The 20851-nt window shown below is 73.9% G+C and carries 17 protein-coding genes and 1 pseudogene; 12 read left to right on the forward strand and 6 right to left on the reverse strand.

Annotated elements, in window-relative coordinates; all coding sequences use genetic code 11:
• The first annotated feature begins 241 nt into the window (after positions 1-241).
• From BS72_RS16020 to BS72_RS16060, 8 genes and pseudogenes are all read left to right on the forward strand, one after another.
• Positions 242-1021: a YcnI family protein gene (locus BS72_RS16020; RefSeq protein WP_051951161.1), complete on the forward strand. Its 780-nt coding sequence runs from the start codon at positions 242-244 to the stop codon at positions 1019-1021.
• A gap of 163 nt (positions 1022-1184) precedes the next feature.
• The gene (locus BS72_RS16025; RefSeq protein WP_037911264.1) at positions 1185-1847 is read left to right on the forward strand and encodes an SCO family protein; all 663 of its coding nucleotides are present in this window, start codon (positions 1185-1187) and stop codon (positions 1845-1847) included.
• Positions 1844-2359 (forward strand): copper chaperone PCu(A)C, encoded by a 516-nt coding sequence (locus tag BS72_RS16030; RefSeq protein ID WP_037911266.1) that lies wholly within the window; start codon positions 1844-1846, stop codon positions 2357-2359. Before BS72_RS16025 ends, BS72_RS16030 begins: the two co-directional genes overlap by 4 nt.
• Before the next feature lie 7 nt (positions 2360-2366).
• Positions 2367-4537: pseudogene (locus BS72_RS32400) on the forward strand (copper resistance CopC/CopD family protein).
• A gap of 427 nt (positions 4538-4964) precedes the next feature.
• Complete coding sequence (gene efeB / locus BS72_RS16045; protein ID WP_407639044.1) at positions 4965-6269, forward strand: iron uptake transporter deferrochelatase/peroxidase subunit; 1305 nt, start codon at positions 4965-4967, stop codon at positions 6267-6269.
• 101 nt (positions 6270-6370) lie between these two features.
• Complete coding sequence (pheA, locus tag BS72_RS16050; RefSeq protein WP_037911272.1) at positions 6371-7300, forward strand: prephenate dehydratase; 930 nt, start codon at positions 6371-6373, stop codon at positions 7298-7300.
• 727 nt (positions 7301-8027) lie between these two features.
• Entirely contained in the window at positions 8028-9314 is a 1287-nt protein-coding gene (gene serS, locus BS72_RS16055) for a serine--tRNA ligase (protein ID WP_037911273.1), read from the forward strand.
• Positions 9311-10186 (forward strand): HAD family hydrolase, encoded by an 876-nt coding sequence (locus tag BS72_RS16060; RefSeq protein ID WP_037911274.1) that lies wholly within the window; start codon positions 9311-9313, stop codon positions 10184-10186. Before serS ends, BS72_RS16060 begins: the two co-directional genes overlap by 4 nt.
• A gap of 36 nt (positions 10187-10222) precedes the next feature.
• Here the strand turns inward: BS72_RS16060 and BS72_RS16065 are convergent, their stop codons facing one another.
• The 4 genes from BS72_RS16065 to BS72_RS16080 are packed head-to-tail and all read right to left on the reverse strand — an operon-like array spanning position 10223 to position 13818.
• On the reverse strand, positions 10223-11062 hold the full coding sequence (locus tag BS72_RS16065) for an ABC transporter permease (RefSeq protein ID WP_078901406.1): 840 nt from the start codon (positions 11060-11062) through the stop codon (positions 10223-10225).
• A 14-nt stretch (positions 11063-11076) separates the two neighbouring features.
• Positions 11077-11994 carry an ABC transporter ATP-binding protein gene (locus BS72_RS16070; protein ID WP_037911275.1) on the reverse strand — a complete coding sequence of 306 codons (918 nt, stop codon included), beginning with the start codon at positions 11992-11994 and terminating at the stop codon, positions 11077-11079.
• On the reverse strand, positions 11991-12911 hold the full coding sequence (locus BS72_RS16075; protein WP_051951162.1) for a hypothetical protein: 921 nt from the start codon (positions 12909-12911) through the stop codon (positions 11991-11993). The genes BS72_RS16070 and BS72_RS16075 overlap by 4 nt, the downstream gene beginning before the upstream one ends.
• Positions 12898-13818 carry an ABC transporter ATP-binding protein gene (locus tag BS72_RS16080; RefSeq protein WP_037911277.1) on the reverse strand — a complete coding sequence of 307 codons (921 nt, stop codon included), beginning with the start codon at positions 13816-13818 and terminating at the stop codon, positions 12898-12900. Before BS72_RS16080 ends, BS72_RS16075 begins: the two co-directional genes overlap by 14 nt.
• Before the next feature lie 541 nt (positions 13819-14359).
• Here BS72_RS16080 and BS72_RS16085 point away from each other — a divergent pair.
• The 3 genes from BS72_RS16085 to BS72_RS16095 all read left to right on the forward strand — a co-directional run bounded on the left by BS72_RS16085 (position 14360) and on the right by BS72_RS16095 (position 18577).
• Positions 14360-16315 (forward strand): SDR family oxidoreductase, encoded by a 1956-nt coding sequence (locus BS72_RS16085; protein WP_037911282.1) that lies wholly within the window; start codon positions 14360-14362, stop codon positions 16313-16315.
• 218 nt (positions 16316-16533) lie between these two features.
• A complete protein-coding gene (locus tag BS72_RS16090; protein WP_051951163.1) occupies positions 16534-17466 on the forward strand; it encodes a metal-dependent hydrolase in 933 nt (310 codons plus the stop codon).
• A 4-nt stretch (positions 17467-17470) separates the two neighbouring features.
• Complete coding sequence (locus tag BS72_RS16095; protein ID WP_037911285.1) at positions 17471-18577, forward strand: MerR family transcriptional regulator; 1107 nt, start codon at positions 17471-17473, stop codon at positions 18575-18577.
• Between the two features lie 171 nt (positions 18578-18748).
• Here BS72_RS16095 and BS72_RS16100 read toward each other — a convergent pair whose 3' ends face one another.
• The gene (locus tag BS72_RS16100) at positions 18749-18937 is read right to left on the reverse strand and encodes a hypothetical protein (RefSeq protein ID WP_037911287.1); all 189 of its coding nucleotides are present in this window, start codon (positions 18935-18937) and stop codon (positions 18749-18751) included.
• A gap of 337 nt (positions 18938-19274) precedes the next feature.
• On the opposite strand from BS72_RS16100, the gene BS72_RS16105 reads away from it, so the two are divergent.
• Positions 19275-20261 carry a helix-turn-helix domain-containing protein gene (locus BS72_RS16105; RefSeq protein WP_037911290.1) on the forward strand — a complete coding sequence of 329 codons (987 nt, stop codon included), beginning with the start codon at positions 19275-19277 and terminating at the stop codon, positions 20259-20261.
• Positions 20262-20341: 80 nt separating this feature from the next.
• Here BS72_RS16105 and BS72_RS16110 read toward each other — a convergent pair whose 3' ends face one another.
• Positions 20342-20836, reverse strand: a complete 495-nt coding sequence (locus tag BS72_RS16110) for a rhodanese-like domain-containing protein (protein ID WP_037911292.1) — start codon at positions 20834-20836, stop codon at positions 20342-20344.
• Between the last annotated feature and the right edge of the window lie 15 nt (positions 20837-20851).

Below are 20851 nucleotides of genomic sequence, written 5' to 3' on the forward strand. Positions count from 1 at the left end.
GGCCGCACGTGCCCGGCATATCCAGGTCCCTAAGTGCCCGCTTTCTTCCGATACTCCGCTTTTCGTCCTGCGGTCTGCCCTCCCAGGAGGGCCGAGTCGCGGCGAAACGCGGCCCCCGGGTGCGTCAGGGACGGCGGGCAGCCATGCGCGTGCCGTGGGCGGCGGGCGACCGTGCCGCACGCCCCGCGCCCACGCGCGTCCACCGTCAACGCACCACTTCACCGTGGAGACAACTCCTGCCATGAGCAGTTCCCGTATGCGCCGCCGCGCGGCCGCCGTCGCCGCGCTCGCCGGCACCGCCGTCGTCCTGGCCGCCGTTCCCGCGTTCGCGCACGTCACCGTGCAGCCGGACGCGGCGGCCAAGGGCAGCTACGCCACCGTCAGCTTCAAGGTGCCCTGCGAGGAGGACGACGCCTCGACGGTCAAGCTGGAGGTGGCCCTCCCGACCGACCACCCGATCGCCTCGGTGTCGATCCAGCCGGTGCCGGGCTGGACCGCCAAGGTGGCCACGACCAAGCTGGCCAAGCCGTTGACGACCGACGACGGGACCGTGGACACGGCGGTGTCCACGATCACCTGGACCGGGGGGAAGATCGCCCCCGGGCAGTTCCAGCAGTTCCCGGTCTCCCTCGGCCCGCTGCCCGACGACGCCTCGTCGCTGGCCTTCAAGGCGCTCCAGACCTACAGCAACGGCGACGTCGTGCGCTGGATCGAGGTGCCGCAGAGCGGGCAGCCCGAACCGCAGAACCCCGCGCCCGTGCTGCGGCTCACCGCCGCCTCCGGTGACTCGGCCGACGCCGCCGCGACCCCGTCGGCCACCGGCAGCCCGGCCGCCGCCCCCGCTGACGACTCCGGCACCAAGGCGTCGGCCGCGGGCTCCGACGGCACCGACGGCACCGCCCGCGCCCTCGGCATCGCGGGCATCGTCGTCGGCGCCGCGGGCGTGGCCTTCGGCGTCCTCGCCGGCCGGCGGCGGGGACCGGACGACCGGCCGGCCGGCACCTCCTCGTCCTCCTCCTGACGGACGGCCGGGCCGGGCTCCGCCTCCGAGGCGGAGCCCGGCCCCGCGCCGCCGGACCCGAACGGCCGCCCGCTCCGCCGGACCCGAACGGCCGCCCCGTACCGCCTCCCGCCACCGCCCTCCCGCCACACCAGCCCCGAGCACCCCGCGAACAGGAACCCGCATGCGTACCACCGCCAAACTCGGCGCCGCCGCCCTGGCCGCCGCCACCGCCCTCGTCCTCACCGCCTGCGGAGGCTCGACCGGCAGCGGTTCCGCGGCCCCGGCCGCCTCGGTCTCCGTCGACGGCCAGGACTCGGCGCAGGGCACCGTCCTGGACACGCCGTTCACCAAGCCGGACCTCGTCCTGACCGACAACCACGGCAAGCCCTTCGACCTGACGCGGCAGACCGCGGGCAAGCCGATGCTGCTCTACTTCGGCTACACCCACTGCCCGGACGTGTGCCCGACCACCATGAGCGACATCGCGCTGGCCAAGTCGAAGCTCCCGAAGGCCGAGCAGGACGAGCTGCGGGTGGTCTTCGTCAGCTCCGACCCGGTGCGGGACACCCCGGCCCGGCTCAACGCCTGGCTGGGCGCCATGGACAAGAGCTTCATCGGCCTGACCGGCACGTTCTCCACCATCCAGGCCGCCGCCCGGTCGGTGGGGGTGGGGATCTCGGCGCCCGTCAAGGAGAAGGACGGCTCCTACACCGTCGACCACGGCGCCGAGGTGCTGGGCTTCTGGCCCAAGGACGACAAGGCGCACGTGCTGTTCATGTCGGGCACCACCGCGGCGGACTTCGGGCACACCCTGCCGAAGATCATCCGGAGCCAGAACCCGTGAGGCGGCCCGCCCGGCCCACCCGGCTCAGCGCCGCCGCGCTGGTGGCGCTGGCCGTCGCCGCCACCGGTACCGGCTTCGCGCTCACCGGCTGCTCCTCCCCCGCCGGGGGCGGCTCCGCCGACGCCAAGGCGGCCGCCCCGGCCCACCTCACCGTGACCGGCGGCTACGTGCCGCGCCCGCTGCTCACCGACACGGCCGCGGCGTACTTCACCGTCACCAACTCCGGCGGCACCGCGGCCCGGCTGACCTCCGTCTCCACCCCGCTGGCCGCGCACGCCACCCTCAACACCACCACCGGCGCCACCATGACCCAGGTCGAGTCGCTGACGGTTCCCGCCGGCGGCCGGCTCACCCTGGCCACCGGAGGCGACCACGTGATGCTGGAGGACCTGTCCCGGAGGCCCGCCGTCGGCGACAAGGTCACCCTCACCCTGCGCTTCGACCACGCCACGCCCGCCACGGTGACGATCACCGTGCCGGTGCGCCCCACGACGTACGTCCCAGGGAGCTGAGCGGCCGATGAAGGAACGGTTGTCCACCCGGACCGCGGCGTCCGGACGGCCCGCGCGGGCCGTCCGGCGGCGCCGCCTCGCCGCCTTCGCGGTGGCGCTGGGCGCGCTGCTGGGCCTGCTGCTGGCCGGGGCCGCGCCGGCCTCGGCGCACGCGGCGCTGATCCGTACCGACCCCGCTGACGGCTCGGTGGTGAAGACGGCGCCCCAGCGGGTCGTCCTCACCTTCTCCGAGGGCGTGCTGCTGTCCGCGGACTCGCTGCGGGTGCTCGACCCGCACGGCACCGACCAGGCGGCCGGCGCCCCCGGTCACGCCGCCGGCAAGGACTCCGGGGCCACCGCCACCGTCGCCCTCAAGCCGGGCCTGGGCGACGGCACGTACACGGTGGCGTGGCGGGCCATCTCGCAGGACAGCCACCCGGTCGCCGGCGCGTTCACCTTCTCCGTCGGCGCGCCCTCGAAGACGAGCGTCGACCTTTCGGGGGTGTCCGCCGTCGGCGGCAACGCGGCGGCCGTGCTGTACGGGATAGGCCGGTACGTCGCCTACGCCGGGTTCGCGCTGCTGGTCGGCGCGTCCGTCTTCCTGTCGGTGTGCTGGCCGCGCGGCGCGCTGCTGCGGCCGACGCGGCGGATCGCGGCCGGCGGCTGGGTGGCGATGACCGCCTCGACGATCGCGCTCCTCCTGCTGCGCGGCCCCTACGCCGACGGCAAGGGGCTCGGGGAGGTCCTGGACACCGGCGTCATGCGCCAGCAGCTGGAGACCCGGCCGGGTGCCGCGCTGCTCTCCCGGCTGCTGCTGCTCGCCGCGGCGGCGGTCTTCCTCGCGGTGCTCTTCGGCTCCTACGCCCGCCGGGAGGACCCCGAGGAACGGGCGGACCTCGCCTGGGGGCTGGGCATCGGCGGCACCGTGGTCGCGGTCGGCCTCGCGGCCACCTGGGCGATGGCCGAGCACGCCTCGGTGGGCGTCCAGCACCAGGTCGCCATGCCGGTCGACGTCGTGCACCTGCTGTCCATGGCGGTCTGGCTCGGCGGCCTCGTCACCCTCCTCACGGCCCTCTGGGCGCCGTCGGCGGCGGACCGGCCCATCGAACCCTTCGCGGTACGGCGGTTCTCACTGCTCGCGCTGGCCTCGGTCACCCTGCTGGTGGGCACGGGCGTCTACCAGGCGTGGCGGCAGATGGGCAGTTGGAAGGCGTTCACCGGCACCTCGTACGGGAAGCTGCTGCTGGTCAAGATCGGCCTGGTGTGCGTACTGGTCGGGGCGGCGTGGGTCTCACGGCGCTGGACAGCGCGGCTGGGCCAGGCACCGACGGCGACGGCGACAGCGACGGCACCGCAGGCTTCGGCCCAGGTCCCGGAGCAGCCGACGGGGTCGGAGTCGGGGGCAGCCGCGCGGGCGGGGGAGGACGCCGACCCGCCGGCGAGCGACGGTGTGAAGGCCGCCACCGGGCAGTCGGCGGCGTCGGACACCGCTGGACCGGCTGGAGCTGCCGGTCCGGCCGCTTCCTCCGGTCCCGCCGGTCTCGCTGGTCCCGCCGGCTCCGCGCTCGCGGGCCCGGGGGAGCGGCCGGGGGTGTCGACGCGGGCCGGGCCGCCCAGCTGCGGCGCCAGCAGGCCGCCCGGACCGCCGCGCGCGCCCGGAAGGCCCTCACCGCCGACCCGGCCCGGTCCGGCCTGCGGCGCTCGGTGCTCGCCGAGGCCGGGGTGGCCGTGGCGCTGCTGGCCGTCACCACAGTGCTGTCCGGCTCGCAGCCGGGCCGGGCGGCGGAGGAGCAGAAGGGGCTGGCCGCCGCGCCGGCCGCGTCCTCGCCGGGGTCGGCCCCGGCTGCCCCGCGCGAGGTGGCCGTCACCGTCCCGTACGACACGGGTGGTGTGAACGGCAAGGGCGTGGCCGGTGTCACGCTGGCTCCGGCCGGTGCGAGCGCCGCCAACGCGGTACACCTGCTCCTGACGGACGACTCCGGCAACCCCGTCGACGTACCAGAGGTGCGGGTGGCGTTCACACTGCCCGCCCAGCACCTGGGACCCATCCCGGTCACCCTGACCCGGGTGGACAAGGGGCACTGGACGGCGGCCTCGGTCCGGCTGCCGCTGGCCGGCACCTGGCAGATGGCGGTGACCGTACGGACCTCGGACTTCGACGAGGTGACGGTGGACCGGAACGTGAAGGTCGGCCCGTGACCTGGGCGGCCCGGTGGGCACCGGGCACGGTCCCCGGTGGCGGGCCGGGAACGGCGGAGCGGCGCGGGGACCCCCGGGGCGCGGTGGAACCCGGGGAACCCGGGATGCGGACCCGGGATGCGGCCCCGGAATCGGACAGGGAGAACGGCACGTGAGCAGCACCAGGAAGGGCGCGGCTGCCAGGGCCCCCAGGGCGGCGGAGCGTCCTGGGACGGCCGGAGCCACCGAGGCGACGGCGGCGGCCGGGGACGAGATCGCGGCCGGAGGGGCGGAGGGGGCTCACGGGTCGCGGGGCCGCGTCCGGAAGGGCCGATCCGGCTCCCTGGGAGGCCGGTCGCGCGTCCTAGGGGGCCAGGTGGGCTCCCTAGGAGGGCAGTCGGGCCCCCCGGAGGGTCGGGCGGACGCCCCGGACGGCGAACCCGGCACCCTGGGAAGCCGATCGGGCGCCCCGGCGCGCGAGCCGGCTTCCGGGGAGGGCCAGGAGGCCGTCCGAGGCCGCGGCGGCCCGGTCGTCACCCGCCGCCGGCTGATCGGCACCGCGGGGGCCGCCGGAGCCGCCGGGCTGGTCGTAGGCGGCGGGGCGGGCGTCGCGGCGGCGGCCGTGGCGCGGGACGAGCCCACCGCCCTGGCCTCGGTCGGCCGCGCGCACATCCCGTTCCAGGGCCCGCGGCAGGCCGGCATCGTGGAACCGGCCCAGGCCCGCGGCCATCTGGCCGCCTTCGACCTCGCGGCCGGCTCCGACCGGCGGGCCGCCGCCGCGCTGCTGCGGCGCTGGTCGGACGCGGTACGGGAGATGACCGCGGCCCGCCCGGCCACCCCGGCCGCCTACGACGACCAGGTCGCCGACGACGCCGGGCCGTCCTCCCTCACGGTGACCTTCGGCTTCGGGCGCGGCTTCTTCACCCGTACGGGTCTGACGGCCCAACTCCCTGACGCGCTGGCACCGCTGCCGCACTTCCCCTCCGACGCGCTCGACTCCGCCCGCAGCGACGGCGACCTATGGGTGCAGATCGGGGCGGACGACGCCCTGGTCGCGTTCCACGCGCTGCGGGTGCTCCAGAAGGCCGCAGGCGACACGGCCCGCGTGCGCTGGCAGATGAACGGCTTCAACCGCACCCCCGGCGCCACCGACCGCCCGCGCACGGTCCGCAACCTCATGGGCCAGATCGACGGCACCAACAACCCCAAGCCGTCGGACGCCGACTTCGACAAGCGGATCTTCGTACCGTCGCACGGCTCCCCCGCCTGGATGGCGGGCGGCTCGTACGCCGTCTTCCGCCGGATCAGGATGCTGCTGGACTCCTGGGACCACCTCTCCGTGGCCGCCCAGGAGCGGGTCATCGGACGCCGCAAGTCCGACGGCGCCCCGCTCTCCGGCGGCACCGAGACCACACCGGCGCAACTGGACGCGTTCAACCCGGACGGGTCCCTGGCCATCGCGGGGGACGCGCACATCCGGCTCGCGGCGCCGGCGTCCAACAGCGGCGCTGCCATGCTGCGCCGGGCGTTCTCGTACCACGACGGCATCTCCGCGGACGGCACACCGGACGCCGGCCTGCTCTTCGTGGCCTGGCAGGCCGATCCGATGACCGGCTTCGTCCCCGTGCAGCGCAAGCTGGACGGCGGCGACGGCCTGTCCCGGTTCCTGCGCCACGAGGCCAGCGGGCTCTTCGCGGTGCCCCCCGGCCCCGGCCCCGGCGAGTACGTCGGCCAGCGCCTCCTGGAGGGCTGAGGTGCGGGAGCCCGGCCGGCGAGCCCGCCGGTCTCACCCTCCGTACCCGCGTACGGGCGGACAGGTACGGCGTGCCGCCGCTGGGCCGATAGGCTGACGGCATGTCATCGGCGAGCCGCTACACCTACCTGGGGCCTGAGGGCACCTTCACCGAGGCCGCGTTGCGCACCCTGCCGGAGGCGGCCACGCGCGAGCTGGTCCCGATGGTGTCGGTGCCGGCCGCGCTGGACGCGGTACGCGGCGGTGAGGCGGCGGCCGCCCTGGTGCCGATCGAGAACTCCGTGGAGGGCGGGATCACCACCACCCTCGACGAGTTGGCGTTCGGGCCGCCCCTGATGATCTACCGCGAGGTGCTGCTGCCGATCGCCTTCGCGCTGCTGGTGCGCCCCGGCACCGCCCTGCCGGACGTCAAGACGGTGACCGGGCACCCGGCGGCCCAGGCGCAGGTGCGCCAGTGGCTCTCCGAGCACCTGCCGAACGCGGCGTGGGAGTCCTCCGCCTCCAACGCCGACGGCGCCCGCCTCGTGCAGGAGGGCCGCTACGACGGCGCCTTCGCGGGAGAGTTCGCGGCGCCCACCTACGGGCTGGTACCACTGGCCACCGACATCCACGACGCCTCGAACGCCACCACCCGCTTCGTCCTGGTCGGCCGCCCCGCGCGGTTGGCGGCGCCGACCGGGGCGGACAAGACCACCGCGGTGTTCTGGCTCCGCGACAACCACCCGGGCGCGCTACTCGACCTGCTCCAGGAGTTCGCCGTCCGCGGGGTGAACCTGATGCGCATCGAGTCCCGGCCCACCGGTGAGGGCCTGGGCCAGTACTGCTTCTCGGTGGACGCCGACGGGCACCTCACCGACCGGCGCGTCGGCGAGAGCCTGATGGGGCTGCACCGGCGCTGCCTCAGGGTGCGGTTCCTCGGCTCCTATCCGCGGGCCGGCGGGGAGGTGTCGGTCCCGCCGCGGGGCGCCGGGGACGCGGAGTTCAACGACGCCACGGACTGGCTGAACCGCGCCCTCGACGGACGCGTCTGACCGCGTCCGGGGCCGCGGGAACCGGCGGAGCCGCCCCCTCCGGCCGGCAACCGGCGGCATCTGTGCGGGTGTTGCCGTCCCAGACGGCGCCGTCCGCAGCGCGTCACGGGCCCGCAACCCCGCAGCGGCCCCACGTCCACCAAGGCGCCGCCGACCTGCCATGTTCGCCTTTGTCCACCGGGTTATCCACAGGCTGGACGGCCGGCCTGTGGGTAACTGGGGACAAGTCGACAGTGGGCCGCGGTCTCGAAGGTGAAAAAATCGACAAACCGGCACACAGGCACCAGCTCGCCCCGGAGCACCCCAGGAGGCCCCTCGTCACCCCAATTCCCCCGCACCATACCCTCGAGTGAAGCGATCTCACTCGAAAGTGAGTGTGGAACGGGTTTGGACGGGGAATCCATGCCCGTTCACTCTCCAGCGGAAATGATCACCCCGGTTCTCCACAGATCTTCCCCACACCCTGTGGACAACGGACGTGAATTCCGCCTCACCCTGTGGATAACCCGGCGCCGGACGGCCTCGCGACCGCCTCGGCCCGCGTCGCCAACTCGGTTTCTCCACAAGCCCGGTGACCCCGGGAGAGGGAGCGCCGGAATGCCGTTGACGACCGAACTTACCCTTCGTTTCCCTCCTTTCCTCGGCTATTGCGTCGTAAGGGGCATAGCGGGCACCGCCCGCGGGTAATTCGTCATGTCCGGCGTCACCGACCGGTAGCCTGGGCCCTGTGATCGACCTTCGCCTGCTTCGTGAGGACCCGGACCGCGTGCGTGCTTCCCAGCGCGCCCGAGGAGAGGACGTCGCCCTCGTCGACGAGCTGCTGTCCGCCGACGAACGGCGCAGGTCCGCCATCTCCCGCTTCGACGAGCTGCGCGCCGAGCAGCGGCAGCTCGGCAAGCAGATCCCCAAGGCGCAGGGGGAGGAGAAGACCGCGCTGCTGGCCCGCACCAAGGAGCTGGCCGAGGCCGTCAAGTCCGCCGACACCGAGCAGCAGCGGGCCGCCGACGACGCGCAGCAGCTCCTGCTCCGGCTGGGCAACCTGGTCCACCCCGACGCCCCGGTGGGCGGCGAGGAGGACTTCGTCGTCCTGGAGCAGATCGGCACCCCGCGCGACTTCGCCGCCGAGGGCTTCACCCCCAGGGACCACCTGGAGCTGGGCGAGATGCTCGGCGCCATCGACACCGAGCGCGGCGCCAAGGTCTCCGGCTCCCGCTTCTACTACCTCACCGGGATCGGCGCGCTGCTGGAGCTGGCCCTGGTCAACGCGGCGATCGCGCAGGCCACGGCGGCCGGCTTCACCCCCATGCTCACGCCCAACCTCGTGCGCCCGGCGGCCATGGCCGGCACCGGCTACCTCGGCCAGGTCGAGGACGACGTCTACCGCCTGGAGAAGGACGACCTCTACCTGGTCGGTACCTCGGAAGTGCCGCTCGCGGCCTACCACATGGACGAGATCATCGAGGCGCCCCAGCTGCCGCTGCGGTACGCCGGCTTCTCCTCCTGCTACCGCCGCGAGGCCGGCTCCTACGGCAAGGACACCCGCGGCATCTTCCGGGTGCACCAGTTCGACAAGGTGGAGATGTTCGTCTACACCACGCCGGAGGAGGCGGAGGCCGAGCACCAGCGGCTGCTCGCCTGGGAGAAGCAGTGGCTCAGCTCGCTGGAGCTGCCCTTCCAGGTGATCGAGCTGGCCTCGGGCGACCTCGGCTCCTCGGCGTCCCGGAAGTTCGACTGCGAGGCGTGGGTCCCCACCCAGGGCAAGTACCGGGAGCTCACCTCCACCTCGAACACCACCCAGTTCCAGGCGCGGCGGCTGAACATCCGGCTCCGCGACAAGGAGGGCACCCGCCCCCTGGCCACCCTCAACGGCACCCTGTGCGCGGTCACCCGCACCATCGTCGCGCTGCTGGAGAACCACCAGCAGGCGGACGGCTCGGTCCGGGTGCCCGAGGTGCTCCGGCCCTACCTCGGCGGCCGGGAGGTCCTGGAGCCCGTCGCGGCAAGCCGCGCGTGACCGCCCCCTCCCGGACCACCGGCGCCGTCCCCGCGCCCGCGGTCCCCGAGAGCCCCGTCACCGGCGCGCCGCCCTACCGGCTCGTCGCCACCGACCTCGACGGCACCCTGCTGCGGCATGACGGCAGTGTCTCCGGCCGTACCCGCCGGGCGCTCGCCGCGGCTGTGGCGGCCGGCGCGGTCCACCTCGTGGTCACCGGGCGGTCGGCGCCCTGGGCTCGCGAGGTCCTCGACACCCTGGAGTACCGCGGGCTGGCCGTCTGCGGCCAGGGCGCACAGCTCTACGACGCCGGGGCCGACCGGCTGCTCACCTCGGTGACGCTGGACCGGCGGACGGCCGCGCAGGCGCTGGCGCGGCTCGAAGAGGCGGTCGGACCGGTCGCCGCGGGCGCCAGCCGGGACGGCATCGCGGGTGAGGTGGTCATCCGCGATGGCTTCTCCCACGCCCACGACGATCTACCGGTCGTCACGGTACGGACGACCGACGAGCTGTGGGCCGAGCCGGTCAACAAGGTCTACGTCCAGCACTCCGTCCTCGACGACGACGCCCTCGCCCGCGCCGCCCGCGAGGTGGCCGGCGACCTGGTGGCCGTGGTGGTGTCGGGCCCGCGCATCGTGGAGATGCTGCCGCTGGGCCTGACCAAGGCGACCGGACTGTCACTGGCCGCCCGGCGGCTGGGCGTCACGGCCGCCGAGACCATCGCCTTCGGCGACATGCCCAACGACGTGCCGATGCTCCGCTGGGCCGGCCGCGGCGTGGCCATGGCCAACGCCCACCCGGAGCTGATCGCCGTCGCCGACGAGGTCACCCTCTCCAACACCGAGGACGGCATCGCCGCCGTCCTGGAGCGGGAGTTCGGCTTCTCCGGCTGACGCCGCTGACGCCGCTGATCCGGTGGGACGGTCGGCCTACTCGTCGGCGACCGGCTTGAGGACGCGCAGCCGCCGCGCCGCGTACCAGGTGGCCCCGACGGTGACGGCGAGCAGCAGCACCACGGCCGTCGGCAGGGAGACCGCGGAGCTCACCAGGTCGCCGCGGGCGGCCCGCGCGCCCACGGCGAGCGCCCACTGCTGGACGCTCAGGGTGCGCGCCCCGGGCACCAGGGAGCCGATCAGGGTCTCCCACACCAGCGCGTAGACCAGCCCGGCGACGACCGCGTGCCGGGTGACGACCGCCAGCAGCAGGAAGACGGCGCTGTAGGCGACCGAGGCCACGGCGGCCGACACCGCGTACGAGACGGCGAGGTCCTGCCCGTTGCCGTTGAGGACGAACCCGGCCACCAAGGTGGGCACGGCGGTGGCGGCCAGCGTCAGCGCGACCGCCACCAGCAGCTTCGTGGTGATGATCGTGCCGCGCCGCACCGGCTTGGACAGCAGGTAGACGATGGAGCCGTCCTCGATCTCCGGCCCGATCGCCCCGGTGCCCACGATGACTCCGGCCAGCGGCACCAGCGGGCTGAGCACGAAGCCGCGCAGCACGTCCTCGGCGGTGCCGTCGTCGGCGCCGCCGATCGCCCGCACGGCGGCCACGACGACCAGCAGCAGGACGACCAGTGCGCCCAGTGGCAGCGCCCGGCGCCCGAGCAGTCCGCGGGCGGTGAGGCGGGCGACGGTGGGGTGGTAGAGAGCCGACCGGGAGGCACGCGGCGCTCCCCCGGCGGGGGTCGCGGTCCACGCATCGGCGCGCGGGCCGGCGTCCCCGCCGGTGCCCACGCGGGTGTTCAGGCGGCTGTTCAGGCGGCTGTTCATGTGGCTCCGCTCCCTCATGCCGTGACCAGGTAGCTGAAGACGCTCTCCAGCGACTCGTCGGCAGGCGAGACCTCGAAGAGCCGGATGCCCTGGTCACGGGCGATCCGGGGCAGGTGGGCGGTGAATCCGTCGAAGTCGACCGCCCGCACGCGCAGACCGCCGCCGGACCGGTCCACCTCGACGCCGGCCGTGGAGGGGTGCGCGATGAGCGCGGCGGCCAGCGCGCGGTCGTCGCTGGAGCGCAGCACGTAGTGGTGCGGGCGGTCGGTCATCAGCCGGCGAATCCGGCGGAAGTCCCCCGAGGCCGCGTGCCGCCCGGCCACCACCACCTCGATGTGGTGGGCGAGCTGCTCGACCTCCTCCAGGATGTGGGAGGAGAAGAGCACGGTGCGGCCCTCGGCACCCATCCCCCGCAGCAGCTCCATCAGGTGCAACCGCTGGCGCGGGTCCATCCCGTTGAACGGCTCGTCCAGCAGCAGCACCGAGGGGTTGTGCACCAGCGCCGAGGCCATCTTGGCCCGCTGCCGCATCCCCTTGCTGTACGTGCCGATCCGGCGGTCCTGCGCGTACTCCATCTCCACGGCGGCCAGGGCGCGCCGGGCGGCGGCCCCCGGGTCGGCCAGGCCGTGCAGTTCGGCGTTGGCGAGGACGAACTCCCGGGCGGTCAGGAAGTCGTAGACCGCCTCCCGTTCGGGCACGATGCCGATCTCGCGGTACACCTGCTCGTTGCGCCAGACGGGGGCGCCGTCGAGGGTGACGCTGCCGCTGGAAGGCGCGAGGAACCCGGCCATCATGGCGATCAGGGTGGACTTGCCGGCCCCGTTGGGCCCCAGCAGGCCGGTGACGCCGGGGCCGACGGCCATGGTGATGTCGTTGACGGCCACCACGTTGCCGAACCAGCGGGACGCGGCCCGCACGTCGAGGACGGTCACAGCAGGCCCGCCTTCCGGTAGCGGCGCAGCAGCAGCCCGAAGCTCCCGGCGACGACGGCCGCCAGCACCACCAGGTAGACGGCTCCGGCGGCGGCGTCGGGGCCGGCTCCGTGCGGGAAGGCGGAGGACGCGTCCAGGAAGCGGCTCTGCAGTCCGTCGATCAGCGTGATGGGCGAGAACAGGCCGAGCCAGCCGACCACCTGCCGGTCCTCCTGGCGGTCGGCCACGAGTTGGAGGGCGGAGACGGCGCCATAGGTGACGGTGAAAAGTCCGATGACCGCCGCGACTCCCAGCCCGCGGCGCGGGGTGACGGCGGCGATGACCAGGCCGATACCGGCGAACAGCACGGACAGCAGGAGGACGGACACCAGGCCCTTCGCAAACCCGGCGGTCTGGTGGGCGAAGCCGAGCTTCCCCAGCAGCGCGCCGACGTAGAGGATCAGCAGGGGCAGCCCGGTCAGGGCCAGCAGTGCGGAGGAGAGCGCCGCGTACTTGGCCGCAACGTAGTCGACGGCCTCGATCGGCCGGGAGAAGTACAGCGGGGTGGTGCGGAAACGCAGGTCGCGTGAGACGGCCTGCGGAGCCTGGGCGGCCGTGAAGAGCGTGACCAGCGCCTGGGTGACGATCGCGTACCGGGTGTACTGGAGCGGCAGGTCGCCGCTCCCGGTGAACACCGTGACGGCCACGATGACCAGCGCGGGCACGCACACCCCCGCGAGCAGCAGCATCGGCAGCACCTTGGAGCGGGCGTTGCGGCCGAGCCCGAAGGCGCCGCGCAGGCTGTGCGCGTAGAGCGCGGCCCGGGCATGCGCGCGGCCCAACCGCGGGCCGCCGTAGGAGCGGAACCCGATGTCGTGGATGACGGCTGCGGACGGGGCGGAGGTCCCCTGCCCCGCCGCGGTTTCAGGTCGCGTCACGGTCCTGGCCGTCCTCTCCGGTGAACAGTTCGGCGATGCGGTGCCGGCGCCGCTCCATACGGACCAGCCCGACGCCGAGGGCGGCGACCGCGTCCCGCACGGTGTCGTACGTGCCGTCGTCCGCCAGGTCGACCAGCAGCAGCGCCCCGGAGGGGCGTACGGCGAGCCCCGCGGCGGCCAGCGCCGCGCACAGCTCCTCCTCGCGGCCGGTGACCTCCACCGCGAGCGCCGCCGTGGCCTGCGTGAAGTCACCGGTGGAGGAGGAGCGCAGCAGCCGGCCGCCGTCGATCACGACGATGTGGTCGCTCGTGCGCTCCAACTCGCCGAGCAGGTGGGAGGTGACGAGGACGGAGATGCCGAAGTCCGTGTGGACGCGCCGGATCAGGTCGAGCATGTCGTCGCGGCCGGCCGGGTCGAGGCCGTTGGTCGGCTCGTCCAGCAGGACCAGCTCCGGGGCGTGCACCAGGGCCTGGGCGAGTTTCACCCGCTGCTTCATGCCCGTGGAGTAGCCGCCGATCGGCCGGTACCGCTCCTCGTAGAGGCCGACGTGGCGCAGCGTGTCGGCGGTGCGTTCGCGGGCGGCGGTGGCGGGCAGCCCCGACATGCGGGCCATGTGGACCACGAACTCGGTGGCGGAGACGTCCGGCGGCAGGCAGTCGTGCTCGGGCATGTACCCGACGAGGGCGCGGATCTCGGCACCCCGCGTGGCGACGTCGCGGCCGAGCACGGCGGCCCGGCCCGCCGTGGCCGGCGCGAGCCCGAGGAGGATCTTGACCAGGGTCGACTTGCCGGCCCCGTTGGCCCCCACCAGCCCGGTCACGCCCGGCGCTATGTCCACGGTCAGCCCGTCGAGTGCGGCCACGGACGGGTACCGCTTACTCAGTTCCTCGGTAGCGATAACGGTCACGGGTTCGACCCTAGGACCGGGTGCCACGGCCCTGCGTCCGCCCGTGGTCTCTTCTTGCCGTCCGCCTCCGGGGGGAGAGCCCGTAGGGGTCGCCACCCGAAAGAGTGGAGTCCGGTCGGGGTTCCCGCAGAGGTCTTGACGCTCACATCAGCCGATGTCACATTGATCACTGTCGGTGTTCGCGCCTTGACGGACCGACAGGCGCGAATCGACGCGTGCGGGCGCAACGCCGGTACGGGCAGCAGGGTCAGCACGGTCAGTCCAGACGGCACGGCCAGCGCAAACAACACGGAGAGCACGGACAGCACGGGCAGCACTAGCAACGAGTGGACGCGGGGAGGCGGCAATGGACAGCGAAGGCGGCAGGGAAGCGGATGCGGCGGGTGGCGCGTCCGCTCCCGGAAACGGCACGGCAGGCGGCAGCACAGCGAGCGGCGTGGCACGGGGCGCCAGTCCTGGAGGCCGCGCCACCGGGCTCGGTTCACCAGGCGCGGGCGCGGCGGACACGGCGGTCAGGCCGGGCTCCGCCCCCGAGTGCGGCGTGCCGGGCCTCGTCCGCGAACGGTTCGTCACCGGCGCGGACGGCGTGCGGCTGTACGTCACCGAGTACGGCCCACTCCCGCGGCGCGGGGGCCCGGAGACCGTGCTGCTCCTGCACGGCTACCCGGACAGCCACGAGGTGTGGAGCCCCGTCGCCGAACGCCTCGCCGCCCGCTTCCACGTGGTCTGCTACGACGTCCGCGGCCATGGCAGGTCGGCCGCGCCCTCCCCGCTCCGGGGCGGCTTCACCCTGGAGAAGCTGACGGAGGACTTCCTCGCGGTGGCCCGAGCGGTCAGCCCCGACCGCCCGCTCCACCTCGTCGGGCACGACTGGGGCTCCGTCCAGGGCTGGGAGTTCGCCACCGTCCCGGCGACGGACGGGCGCATCGCCTCCTTCACATCCGTCTCCGGCCCGTGCCTGGACCACTTCGGCCACTGGCTACGCGAGCGGGCCCGGCACCCCACTCCGGCTAGGACCGCCCAGCTCCTCGGCCAGAGTGCGAAGTCCTGGTACGTCTACGCGCTGCACACCCCCGTACTGCCCGAACTCGCGTGGCGGGGGCCTCTCGGCCGGGCCTGGCCGCGGCTCCTGTCGCGGGCGGAGCGCATCCCGCCACAGGGATCACGGGGATCACAGGGTTACCCGAGTCCATCGCTGCCGCGCGACGCCGCCAACGGCACCTGGCTCTACCGCGACAACGTCCGGCGGCGGCTGGGCCGTCCGCGCCAGGACGCGTTCGCCCGCGTCCCGGTGCAGCTGGTCACACCCACCAAGGACGCCTTCCTCTCGGCGAGGCTCTACGACGACCTGGAGCGATGGGTCCCCCACCTCATCCGGCGCACCCTGCCCGCCCGCCACTGGGTGCCGCGCTCCAGTCCGGATCACCTCACCCGCTGGATCACGGACTTCGTCGACGATGTGTCCTCCGGCGAGGAGCACGGTCCGAACAATCCGGCACTGCCGGCCGAACCGCCTACTCCGCCTACTCCGCCCGCTTTGCCCGCTTCGATCGAGCGGCCCGGCCCGGCCGATCCACCCCGTTCCGCGGCGGGCGACGGAAGCGGGACCGAGCCCGGGACCAGAAGCGGAGCCAGGCTCGGGACCAGGACCGGGCGCCGCGCGGTCGCCGCGCGGGAGCGGTTCGCCGGCCGACTGGTGGTGGTCACCGGCGCGGCCAGCGGCATCGGCCGCGCCACGGCGTTGGAGTTCGCCCGCGCCGGAGCACGAGTGGTGGCGGTGGACCGGGACGCGGACGGAGCCGCGCGGACCGCTCGCGACGCCCTAGCGAAGGGGGCGCGGGAGGCGTGGCCGGAGGAGGTGGACGTCTCGGACGGCACCGCCATGGCAGCGTTCGCCGAGCGCAGCGGCGCCGAGCGCGGTGTTCCGGACGTGGTGGTGAACAACGCGGGCATCGGACTGGCGGGTCCCTTCCTCGACACCACTCCGGAGGACTGGAAGCAGGTGCTGGACGTCAACCTGTGGGGGGTCATCCACGGTTGCCGGCTCTTCGGCCGCCAGATGGCCGAGCGGGGTGAGGGCGGCCACATCGTCAACACCGCCTCGGCCGCCGCCTTCCAGCCGTCGCGGTCGCTGCCCGCCTACAGCACCTCCAAGGCGGCGGTGCTGATGCTCAGCGAGTGCCTGCGGGCGGAGCTGGCGCCGCTGGACATCGGGGTCAGCGTGGTCTGTCCGGGCCTGGTCGACACCCCGATCACCCGCAGCGCGCGACACACCGGTGTGAGTGCCGAGGAGCAGGACCGCCGCAGGGAGAGCACCGCGAAGCTCTACCGACTGCGCAACTACCCGCCGGAGAAGGTCGCCAGGGCGGTGCTGCGCGCGGTGTTGCGGAACACCGCGGTGGTACCGGTCACTCCGGAGGCCAGGGGAGCCCGGCTGATATCCCGGGTCTCGCCGAGGCTGCTGCGCGGCCTGGCCCGGGTGGACCCTCCGCTGTAGCCGCCGCTCGCCGCCACGCGCAACACCGCCAGGCCACGCACTGCCACCCGCAACACCGCGAGGCATCACAGCGCCACGCGCAACACCGCCGCGCACAAGGCCGCCGCACACAACTCCGCGACCGACCCGACCCGATCCGACCCCAGTCACCGTTCCCGTCCGCAGCGGGTGACCAGTAAGGCGTCGTCCCGCCGGATGCCGGGGCAGAAGGAGGTTCTGTGAGCCACACCATCAAGCCGCGCCGCGTCGCGTTCGACTGGCAGCACACCCCGCTGCACTGGATACCCGGCGAGCCGACGGCCACCCATGTCCTCAACGTGCTGCACCTGCTGCTGCCGGCCGGCGAGCGGTGGTTCGTGAAGGTCTTCAAGGAGGCGCTGCCACTGATCACCGAGGAACGGCTGCTCCAGGACGTCAAGGGCTTCATGGGGCAGGAGGCCACCCACAGCGTCCAGCACTCCTACGTCCTGGACCGCCTGGCCGAGCAGCGGCTCAGCACGGAGGGCTACACGCGCCAGGTGGAGTGGATGTTCGACGTGCTGCTGGGTGAACGGCCACCCTTCGGCTTGCCGCTGACACGCCGCGAGTGGCTGCGCTTCCGGCTCGCGCTGATCGCTGCCATCGAGCACTACACCGCGGTGCTCGGCGACTGGATCCTCGACTCCCCGGCACTGGACCAGGCGGGTGCCGACGAGGTCATGCTCGACCTGCTGCGCTGGCACGGAGCGGAGGAGGTGGAGCACCGGTCGGTCGCCTTCGACATGTACCAGCACGTCGGCGGCCGCGGCCTCGGCCGCTACGTGCGCAGGGCCGCCGCCATGGCCCTGGCGTGGCCCACACTGATCTACCTGTGGGTGACCGGCGCCCGCTACCTGCTGTGCCACGACCCCCAGCTGGAGCACGGACGCTACCGCTTCGGTGAGCACCGTGGGGCGGCCCGCCGCGGACTGCTGCCGTCCTGGTCCACGCTGAACGGCGCTGTGCCGCGCTACCTGCGCCGGTCGTACCATCCGTCGCAGGAGGGGTCGATGGACAGGGCCGTCGCCTACCTGTCGGCGTCGTCCGCGGCCCGGTCCGCGGACGACGGAGGGGGCCGTACCGATCGGGGGCCGCGGCAGGCTCCGGACCGGGCAGCGAGGAACGAGGAGTGAGGGCGTGACCACGGCCGAACAGCATCAGGGGTACCGGATCGAAGAGCTGTCCCGGCTCAGCGGCACCACGGTCCGCACCATCCGCGCGTACACCGATCGCGGCCTGCTGCCGAAGCCGGACCGCCTCGGCCGGGCCAACGTCTACGACGACGCCCATCTGGCCAGGCTGCGCCAGATCGCCGACCTCCTGGAACGTGGCTACACCCTGGCCAGCATCAAGGAGCTGCTGGCGGCCTGGGACGCCGGAACCGGGCTCGGCGGAGTGCTGGGGCTGGTCGGGGAGGTCGACCGGCCGTGGTCCGACGAGCAGCCGGCCCGCGTGGGGCGCGCCGAACTGGCGGCGTCCTTCGGCGGCGTGGAGGACGCCGCGGCGGTGGAGGAGGCGCTGCGGCTCGGCGTCCTGGAGCGGCTGCCGCAGGACGACGCCGAGTTCCTGGTGCCCAGCCCCAGCGAGCTGGCGGTGGCGGTCGAACTGCACCGGGCGGGGGTGCCGTTGGCCGCGATCACCGGGCACCTTCGTGAGCTGCGCGGCCAGGTGGAGCACATCTCGGAGCGGCTGCTGGAGTTCACCACGGAGTACGTCTTCCAGCGCTTCCTCCACCATCCGCCGACCGAGGAGGAGGCCGCGGAGGCCACGGACCTGATCCGGCGGCTGCGCCCGCTCGCCCAGCAGACCGTTGACGCGGAGCTGGCACGGGCGATGCGGCTGCGGGCCACGGAGCACATCCGCCGCCACCTCGGTGAGCCCGGTGCCCTGGTCGGCCCGCCGCCCGCCGAGACCGTCCCCGTCGCACCGGGCGCCCCCGTCGCACCGAGCGCCACCGCCGCTCCGAGGGCTGGTTCCGTCGCGGCGGCGGCACCACCGGGCGCGTTCCCGGTCGGCCGCCCGGACGCGGAAGCCGACGGGGTGGAAGCGAGTGGGGCGGAAGGGGGCGTCATCGCTGTCCCGTTGCCGACGGCGACGGCAGCGGCCGTCCGGGAGCTGGTCGGCCACGAGCACATGTCGGCCTTCGTCACGGCGGCCGTCGAACGAGAGGTGGCCGCCCGCCGGATGGACGTCCTGGCCGGGCGGGCACCGCACCACCGCGGAACGGCGGCCCCCACGAGCTGAGCGGCGGACGCCCGCGCCCGCGGGCGACGCCCGGCACCTTGGAGCCCTGCGCCTCGCACCCCGGGACCCCGACGCCCCGTACACGCTCGGCGCGGTGGGTCGAGTGGGTGGGGTGGTTCAGGTGGTTCGGATGGTTCAGTTGGTGCTGTCGTGCGGGGGAAGGCCGGGATATCAGACCCAGCCGTTCTCCAGCGGAACCACGGCGACGGGGGTGGTGTCGTCGGCGAGGACGGTGGCGGCCGGGGCCGTGGTGGCTCGGTGCGTGCTCTGCTGGGCGGTGGTCGCGAGAGCCGGAGCGCCGAGCAGGACGATGGCGGTGACGGCGGTGGCGGCGGCGGTCATGACGGCGGAGCGAAGCATGAGGGGTTCCCTGATCTATGCGGTCGTGGATGCGGCCCGGTGTTCCCCGGCACAACTGATCCTGTTGCCAAGGGCATTGCGGGCGACAGGGAAAACACCTGGCACGAAATGACCGGGCACGACCGTGTCACATGTCGGCCGGGGACCGTCCGCCCCTCGGACAGCCCTTTGCCGTGCGGCGCGTTGTGGCTGAAACTGCGATGGAGTACGGGGGGTTTCACCTGCGCCGATGCGGCGGCAGACCCCCGGACCGCAGGGGTTCGGCCACCGACGAAGCTGGTCGTCGTCATGCATCGCCGCGCACCGCACGGCGATACCGCCGTGGGGGGCTGGTTCCATGCTGACTTCGTTCGGGCTCACCGAACACGCCGACCAGGTGTACAGATTCGTCCTCGGGCAGCCCGGTTGCCCGCCGTCGAAGGCCGCCGCCGAACTCGGCAGGACGCAGGAGGAGATCGCCGCCGCCCTTGAGGAGCTGACCCGCCTGGGACTGCTCCGCTCCTGGTGGGAGGACGACCTGCTCCACGTGGTGAACCCGAAGGCCGCGTTGGACAGCCTGCTGGCCTTCCAGCAGGCCGAGATCGCCAAGCGGAACCAGGCGCTGGCCCGCAGCCAGGCCGCCGCCGAACTGCTGCTGGCCCAGTACACCGCGCAGTACCAGGACAGCGGGGACGAGGGCCTGGGGTTCGAGGTGCTGCACGGCGCCCAGGCGGTACGGGCCCGCATCGCTACCCTGGCCGCCGAACAGCGCGTGGAGGTGGCCTCGTTCATGACCGGCGGCGCCCAGAACCCCCACGCGCTCCAGGAGAGCAGGAACGCCACCGGCGAGGTGCTCGCGCGGAACGTCAAGAGCCGCTCCGTCTACCTGGATGCCATCCGCAACGCCCCGGGCACCCTGGAGCACGCGCAGTGGCTCACCGAGCGGGGAGCGGAGGTGCGCACCGTACCCGTTCTGCCCATGCAGCTGTGGATCTCGGACCGCAAGCTCGCGATGGTGCCGATCGACCCGGCCGACAGCAGCGCCGGAGCGGTGCTGCTGCGCCAGCCCGGTGCGGTGGCGGCCTTCGTCGCGCTGTTCGAGGCGGTCTGGGTGACGGCGGTGCCGTTCGGCGAGGCGCCGCGCCGCAGCATCGACGACCCCGGCTCGCAGCCTCGGGAGCTGCTGCGGCTGCTGGCCCAGGGGTACACCGACGAGGCCGCCGCCCGCCGGCTCGGGATCTCCCTGCGCAGCGAGCGGCGGCTGATCTCGGAGCTGATGGAGAGGCTGGACGCGCAGAGCCGCTTCCAGCTCGGCCAGCGCGCCGCCGAGCAGGGCTACGTCTGAGGGCCATCGCCGAGGGCTGCCCTCCGCGCCGTGTCCGGGCTACCTCCGTGCCGCGTCCGGGACGCGTCCGAGGCCGGTACTCAGCAGGCGCAGGAGGCGCCCGAGACCGGGGCGGTCAGCGGGTCGGGGGCGGAGCGGCGCAGCCCTGCGGCGTCCTCGACCTCGAACCCCTCGCGGGCCCAGTACTCGAAGCCGCCCAGCATCTCCTTGACCTGGTAGCCGAGGCTGGCGAAGGCGTGCGCGGCGCGGGTGGCTCCGTTGCAGCCGGGGCCCCAGCAGTACGTGACGACCAGGGTGCCGGCCGGGACCGACTCGGCGGCGCGGGCCGGGATGTCGTCGGTGGGCAGGTGGACGGCGCCGGGCACGTGGCCCTGGTCCCACGCCGCCTTCGAGCGGGTGTCGACCAGGACGAACGGGGCCTGACCGGTTGCCAGGTCGGCCTGGACGTCGGAGACGTCGGCCTCGAAGGTGAACCGGCGGTGGAAGTGCGCTGCGGCGGTGGCGGGGTCGGCGGCCGGGACGCGCAGGACCTTGGAGACGGCGGTGCCGGCGGCGGCGGATGTGGTGGCGGCCATGGGGACGGGACTCCT

The sequence above is a fragment of the Actinacidiphila yeochonensis CN732 genome, assembly GCF_000745345.1.
Classification (GTDB): Bacteria; Actinomycetota; Actinomycetes; order Streptomycetales; family Streptomycetaceae; genus Actinacidiphila; species Actinacidiphila yeochonensis.

Coding starts and splice junctions, on each gene's coding strand:
- BS72_RS16020 (WP_051951161.1), top strand. CDS start 242: ATGAGCAGTTCCCGTATGCGCCGCCGCGCGGCCGCCGTCGCCGCGCTC.
- BS72_RS16025 (WP_037911264.1), top strand. CDS start 1,185: ATGCGTACCACCGCCAAACTCGGCGCCGCCGCCCTGGCCGCCGCCACC.
- pheA (WP_037911272.1), top strand. CDS start 6,371: ATGTCATCGGCGAGCCGCTACACCTACCTGGGGCCTGAGGGCACCTTC.
- BS72_RS16065 (WP_078901406.1), bottom strand. CDS start 11,062: ATGAACAGCCGCCTGAACAGCCGCCTGAACACCCGCGTGGGCACCGGC.
- BS72_RS16100 (WP_037911287.1), bottom strand. CDS start 18,937: ATGCTTCGCTCCGCCGTCATGACCGCCGCCGCCACCGCCGTCACCGCC.
- BS72_RS16105 (WP_037911290.1), top strand. CDS start 19,275: ATGCTGACTTCGTTCGGGCTCACCGAACACGCCGACCAGGTGTACAGA.
- BS72_RS16110 (WP_037911292.1), bottom strand. CDS start 20,836: ATGGCCGCCACCACATCCGCCGCCGCCGGCACCGCCGTCTCCAAGGTC.